This window comes from Vibrio sp. 1F169, assembly GCF_041439605.1.
Classification (GTDB): domain Bacteria; phylum Pseudomonadota; class Gammaproteobacteria; order Enterobacterales; family Vibrionaceae; genus Vibrio; species Vibrio tasmaniensis_A.
Genome location: NZ_JBGOOI010000060.1, coordinates 21,775 through 27,914 on the forward strand (window position 1 = coordinate 21,775; position 6,140 = coordinate 27,914).

The following is a 6,140-nucleotide window of genomic DNA, read 5'->3' on the forward strand; positions in this document are numbered from 1 at the left end:
AGGCTTTATGATTGAAGTGAATTATTTAGTTCAAGTCGTGAGTATTCCTGATGATCTCATTGAAGCATCACAGAAAGCGGGTTCAGACTTGTATATGACCTACAAGCTTTATCAGCTGCTTGTACAGTCCAATCTTTTGTGGCGAGTTTGGTATATCGATGAATTTGGCAAAGTTTGGCTTGAAGTCAATTTGGTTAATGATGTGGGTGACCCAGAATTTCATACGATAGCTTTAGATCAAGGTACTTATCTGAAAATAGACACGGAATGCTATGAAGTGTTGGATGAGTTGAAATAGACGAAAAGAGCCGATAGTTCGGCTCTATCATTGGCTCTCGATAGGTCTATTTGTAAGCTAGCTTCGCTTGGTTATTTTTACATTAAACCCAACGGGAGACATCGTGAACGCAAACTGTTCAACCACAGTTTCAGGGGCTTGTTGTGGCTCAATGCTGAATTCTTTAAACAATGTATGAAAGGCGAGTTTAATTTCCATCATGGCCAATGAGCGTCCAGGGCATAGCCTTGCTCCTCCACCAAACGGCTGAAGGTTAGAGAAGGAAGCGCCATCTTTTTCTACCCAACGATTCGGGTTAAACGTTGTTGGATCTTCAAATAAATCAGGGTCAAAACCATTCGCGTGTAGCATTACAAAAACAGGCGTGCCTTTTTTTACTTCGATGTCACCAATCTGAGTGTCTCGTGTGGGTTCCAAATAAAGTTGTGGTGCTACTGGCTTTAATCGCATGGCTTCATACATCACCGCTGTCATATAAGGTGTTCGAGGAAGCGGCCATTCTAAGACTTTTCTCTTCCCTAGGGCGTCAAGTTCATCTTGTAAGGCCAACTCACTACTGCGATTGCCGCTGACTAAGAATGCCATCCATGCCAGTGTATTCGCTGTGGTATCTTCACCTGCTAATAGAAGGGTAATAGCATTTGCAACAATATCTTGGTCAGTTAATGAGGAATCTTGTTCTTGTTCCAATAACATGATTTGCAGCATGTTCTCTGGTGAGTCTTTAAGGGCTGGTTCGTGAACCAGACGAGCGCGTTGTTTTTCAATACACCCATAAACGAAATGCCCTATGTCTTCCAAACTGGTATCAAACAGCTTGTCTTTTTTCGTTTTGAAAAAACGCCACAATGGAATTGGAGAACTACAGCGTTGATTTATTACCGGAAATACGTTTTGTAAGCTTTTACTTAGTGGCACAGTTGTTTGTTCTATAGAGTTAAAGTCTTCCCCGAACGCTAGCAGAGATGTTACATCAACCGTGTATTTTTTAAACTCTGCTACGAGTTCGACCACTTCTCCTGATTCCGCTAGCATTTCAAGGTGCTTTCCCAAACGCTCTGCAATCACGCTTAACTGAGGGTGAAAATGTTTAAGGTGACTCGGTTGAAACATCGGTTCTGTTAATTTTCGTTGATGCTTCCAACGTTCCTCTTCAGCAGAGAATACGCCATTAAGACCGATTTCATCAAAGACACTCTCGATATTCTTTAGGCGGCGAAACTCATCCGGTCTCGATTTCAACACTGATTTGATTTGAGCTGCATCAGACAATACAAGTACATCTTTCATGCCTAGTTTTAAACGAAAATGAGCACCGTACTCTTTAATCCAACACAACATTTGTTGATGAACATTGGACTTTTTTAAATAGCTCACATGTCCTAAAACACCAGAAGTGGGTGGCATTGGTAGTTGCTCAATTCGCTTCATTTGCATTTCCTTATGTATATCATTGATGGCGCGTAACAATACGGAAGTTACGGCTAGAGCGATAAGTAAAAGTCACCATTTAATTTAGCAAGTTTCCTGGTTTGTTAAGTAAAGGTATGTAAGTGAGTGGTTAGCCGCTAAGTTTACGAAACCTCGGAACCCGAGATTCCCCGACAATTACTTAACGAATATTCTTGATAGTGGACTAATTACGCCGTTGGCTCCTCTATCTATGATGTGAGTATATATTTGCGTTGTTTTTAGATCGGTATGTCCAAGCTGTTCTTGAACTGTTCTAATATCAGCACCGCTTTGAAGAAGGTGCGTCGCAAATGAATGCCTTAAAGTGTGGCAGGAAATGTTTTTCTCAATGTCGGCTTTTTGGCTAGCGACCTTAATGTGTTTTTGTAGCGCTGTTGGATGAATATGATGCCTACGTAATTCACCTGTTCGTAAATCGGGGGCCAGACGAGCAGAAGGAAAAAGAAATTGCCAATTTAAGCTTCTTTCTGCACTCGGGTATTTTTTAGCTAGAGAGTCGGGCAGGTATACGCCAGAAAAAGCTTTATCATGTATATCTTGCTGATAGTATTCTGCGGATTTCTGTTGTTGTAACTTGATTGCGGGAAAAAGCTCGGGGGCTATTGTCACTATACGGTTCTTTCCTTCTTTTCCTTGCCACACTCGCACTGATTTGTAGTCATAGTCGATGTCTTGCATTCGTAAGCGTAGACACTCCATCAACCGTAGGCCTGACCCATACATTAATTGGTAAGGTAATTTGAAGTTAGGTGAGCAGTGGTTAAAGAACCTGCCAATTTCTTCTGGAGTCATAACCGTTGGCAACTTTCGGGATTTGTCTGAACGGCGAAACTGCATATCAAGTTCAATGGGTTCTTGGATGATTTCTTTGTATAAAAAGACTATCGCATTGAGGGCTAGGCTCTGCGTTTTCTGTGCTGACTTCCTATCAACAACTAAGTGCGTCAAGAAGTCTTCTACATGCCTTGAAGTCAAACTTCTGGGATGCTTTTTATTATGATAAAGAATGTACTGGTGAATCCAATAAATGTACGCCTGTGTAGTACGAAGAGCATAGTGTCTCCCCAACATATACTCTTGTATGTAGGCTAGAAATGGTGATTTTTGCATTTTAATTTTAACTGGTTATATATACATGAGTTTCAGTTTGGCACATCAATTCATGCTATATAGAAAAAATCTGTATTTTGGGATTCAGGCAGATGCTCGTAGTGCTTAAGTTGCTGTTAGTTTTCATAAAAACGGGGTATGGTTAACTTCATCAAGATACTAGATAGAAAAATTCTATATTTAAATGCAGAATTTTTCTGTCTAAGAGCTGTTGAACTAAGCCGCTTCGCGGAGGGCTTTCCTCTCACTTACCTGATAGACCAAACTTATGATGTATCCATAGATTAAGGAATACATCATGACCTTATTAAGACAACAACTTATCGATGAAATGGCGGTTCGCCGTTTTTCTCCGAAAACCCATGCAAGCTATTTACGTTGGGTTAAAGATCTATCTACTACTTACGATCTGTCCCCCGATTTACTCACTGATCAACAGATTAGTGCGTATTTACGTACGCTCACCACAGAGCGGAGCTTAAGTAGTAGTACTTGTGCTCAAGCTTTGAATGCCATCTTGTTCTTTTATCGTGCCGTTTTGAATAGAGAATTTGAAGAGCGGTTGGTTCCCCCGATTAAACGCGCCAGTAAAATACCGGAGCTGCTTAATCGCGAGGAAGTAAGAAGTATCATTAGTCATTGTCGAAGTCTTAAATATCAGACCGCACTTGAAATGTGTTATGGATGTGGCCTACGTGTCAGTGAGGTCGTAGGCTTGTACGTGAAAGACATTGATGGTACGGCGAAACGACTGCACATTCATTGTGGTAAAGGTAAAAAAGATCGCTTTGTTCCACTGGGTGATAGCCAACTGAATCATCTTCGAAATTACTGGTGTCATTATCATCCCACCGTAGTGCTGTTTCCCAGCCTAGAGCCCGAAAAGCCATTGGGTATTAGCTCTCTGCAGAAATGCTTCAAAGCAGCAAAAGTTGAGGCAAACGTCAGAAAATTAGGAGGAATACACGCTTTGAGGCACGCTTATGCGACTCATCAGCTTGAGTCGCGCATGCCTTTGAATGTTCTTCAGCGTTACCTCGGACATTCGAATATCAAAACGACATTGAGGTACACCCATTGGATTGGTCATCACAACGAAAGCTCGGACGGAAGTAAGTTCGACTTAGTTGCTCAACTATGGGAGGAGAGCGAATGAACGCATTATCTCCTTACCAAGCCGTATTAACACAAGGCTTAGAAGAGCTTGATAAAAGCAAAGTCACACCGAGACAGTGGCAAGTGCTTAACCATTTAAGAGACTGCCGAACAGAGCGTATGGGCAGCTACGACTGGCGTTGTCAGCAATGTGGTCATGAAACGCGTTGGTACTGCTCTTGTCGAGACCGTCATTGCCCCAATTGCCAAGAGCAGATGAGACAGCAATGGCTAACAAAGCGAAGCCAAGATATTTTACCTGTGGCCTACCATCATATGGTTTTTACCTTACCTCACGAGTTCAATGCTCTGGTTAAAGCGCATCCTAAGGTGGTTTATCAATGCTTGTTTCATTCAGTGTGGGCAACATTATGCGCGTTTGCTAATGAGCGGCATCACCTTGTCGGTCAACTTGGAGCATTAATGGTTCTTCACACTTGGGGAAGAAATCTGAGTCAACATACTCATATTCATTGCCTACTACCGAGTGGGGTGCTTACAAAAGATCGGCAATGGCAACCGACAAGAAAAGAGAGTTACCTGCTTCCGGTTAAAGCCCTATCCGTTCGCTTTAAGAAAGAGATGTTATGCCGAGTAAGCGAGTTGATAGCAACGCACAGTAATTTATTAGAGGAAGCCGCTAGTAAGAGGTGGGTTGTGTACAGTAAACCTGTACTCCACGAGCCTACAGCGGTAGTGGGTTATCTATCTCGGTATTGCAATCGTATCGGGTTAAATCCCAACCAATTAAGTTATAACGTGGATGGCCGTATCACGATGAGTTACAAAGACTATCGAACCAATGGGACGCAAAGAATGTGTTGTAATGCGGGCGAGTTACTTCGACGCTTACTTTTACATGTGTTGCCTAAAGGGCTAATGCGAATACGCTATTATGGCTTTTTAGCTAATGCGGTACGGGTAAAAGCGATAGCGGAAATTAGGCAAAGCTTACGAAAGCGACCCGCAGAGAAGTCGGAAGTGTCGAAAGAGAAACCGTGTTGTCCGAACTGCCATAGCAACAGCATGGTACTCGTGTGCATCAATATTAGACCTAGGATAGTCGTTTCAGAGCATCGACTGACCTAGTTGTCTGATTGTAATGAATAAAATTATCGTTGTGTTATGGCGAGAGAGGGGCATTGTTCGCTTTTAAAAAGATTATGCAACGGGTATAGTCGCAGTAGATAAATTGGTGGCTAGAAGTGGAAAATGGACGGCTGATGGGGTACCAGTCTTAATGATAAGAGTGGAACGTAAGTCAGTCCTAAAAAGCAAACTCCATAGATAGAAGCAGCCAAGTCCAACAGGTATTTATCCATTGTGCTACGACAACGGATAAATACTTAAGCGTTAGCCGTAAAAATATCAGCTACATACTCTCTAAGGGTAATAAATTATGTCAAAGAAAAGTAGAGTTTCTCGTTCTAAGGAAGACTTAAAGATCGAGTTAAAAGAACAGCTTCAAATACTCCAACATGCTTGCAAAAGCTACGATGATGGTCTTGAAGCTATAGGGAAGCATATAGCTTTGAGTTTACGAGTACTCTTGCATCATCATGGGCAATCCCGATCATTGCTTGAACAGCTCGGGTTGCGAAATAAACGATTTTTTGATTCTGCCGGACCTTTGAGCCCAACAAATCTTCTTACAGAATGTAATCTGGTTGGTGGTACGGTTAACAGTAGTGGTGGGTCTTATACACCTTTAGTTCAAATGGGCGGGGGTCCTATTCCACCAAGAAAGGTGGAGTTTTCTAAGTGGTGGAATGAACCTGTACTCAAAGATAATCGAGGAAGAACATTCTCACGTAGAGAACTAGTCAATAATGTAGCTAATACAGATGGAGGCGCTCACGTAGATCCATCCCTCGAAGAGTCTTATATGGACTTATCTAGGCGTAACTCTCTTGGTTGGAACTTTAGTGATGGTAACGTTGAAGAAGCATTCAAAGGGCGTGCGGAACTAGCTTGCATGAGACAAATAGCACACGAGCTAATGATTAGCATTGAAAACAATGCTCCTGCATATTTCCCTAATAATTACGGCTAACAAATAAGGATTAAGGTGTTGCGTAGCCAACACTAAATCCCAAGTGTTGAA

General features: G+C 42.1%; 6 protein-coding genes. 4 read left to right on the plus strand and 2 right to left on the minus strand.

Going from position 1 to position 6,140, the window contains the following annotated elements; genetic code table 11:
• The first annotated feature begins 7 nt into the window (after positions 1-7).
• Entirely contained in the window at positions 8-298 is a 291-nt protein-coding gene (locus tag ACED53_RS18205; protein WP_009847116.1) for a hypothetical protein, read from the plus strand.
• Between the two features lie 57 nt (positions 299-355).
• Here ACED53_RS18205 and ACED53_RS18210 read toward each other — a convergent pair whose 3' ends face one another.
• Both ACED53_RS18210 and ACED53_RS18215 read right to left on the minus strand, forming a co-directional pair.
• Positions 356-1,729 carry a cytochrome P450 gene (locus ACED53_RS18210; RefSeq protein WP_017101405.1) on the minus strand — a complete coding sequence of 458 codons (1,374 nt, stop codon included), beginning with the start codon at positions 1,727-1,729 and terminating at the stop codon, positions 356-358.
• A gap of 177 nt (positions 1,730-1,906) precedes the next feature.
• Entirely contained in the window at positions 1,907-2,881 is a 975-nt protein-coding gene (locus ACED53_RS18215) for an integron integrase (protein ID WP_017101404.1), read from the minus strand.
• A 298-nt stretch (positions 2,882-3,179) separates the two neighbouring features.
• Between ACED53_RS18215 and ACED53_RS18220 the strand changes: the two genes are divergently transcribed.
• From ACED53_RS18220 to ACED53_RS18230, 3 genes are all read left to right on the plus strand, one after another.
• On the plus strand, positions 3,180-4,037 hold the full coding sequence (locus ACED53_RS18220) for a tyrosine-type recombinase/integrase (RefSeq protein ID WP_017101403.1): 858 nt from the start codon (positions 3,180-3,182) through the stop codon (positions 4,035-4,037).
• A complete protein-coding gene (locus ACED53_RS18225; protein WP_017101402.1) occupies positions 4,034-5,125 on the plus strand; it encodes a transposase in 1,092 nt (363 codons plus the stop codon). The genes ACED53_RS18220 and ACED53_RS18225 overlap by 4 nt, the downstream gene beginning before the upstream one ends.
• Positions 5,126-5,435: 310 nt before the next feature.
• Positions 5,436-6,089, plus strand: a complete 654-nt coding sequence (locus ACED53_RS18230; protein WP_017097913.1) for a hypothetical protein — start codon at positions 5,436-5,438, stop codon at positions 6,087-6,089.
• Positions 6,090-6,140: the final 51 nt, after the last annotated feature.

Excerpts from the sequence above, each read along its gene's own strand:
- ACED53_RS18205 (WP_009847116.1), top strand. The coding sequence starts at position 8 with ATGATTGAAGTGAATTATTTAGTTCAAGTCGTGAGTATTCCTGATGAT.
- ACED53_RS18210 (WP_017101405.1), bottom strand. The coding sequence starts at position 1,729 with ATGAAGCGAATTGAGCAACTACCAATGCCACCCACTTCTGGTGTTTTA.
- ACED53_RS18215 (WP_017101404.1), bottom strand. The coding sequence starts at position 2,881 with ATGCAAAAATCACCATTTCTAGCCTACATACAAGAGTATATGTTGGGG.
- ACED53_RS18220 (WP_017101403.1), top strand. The coding sequence starts at position 3,180 with ATGACCTTATTAAGACAACAACTTATCGATGAAATGGCGGTTCGCCGT.
- ACED53_RS18225 (WP_017101402.1), top strand. The coding sequence starts at position 4,034 with ATGAACGCATTATCTCCTTACCAAGCCGTATTAACACAAGGCTTAGAA.
- ACED53_RS18230 (WP_017097913.1), top strand. The coding sequence starts at position 5,436 with ATGTCAAAGAAAAGTAGAGTTTCTCGTTCTAAGGAAGACTTAAAGATC.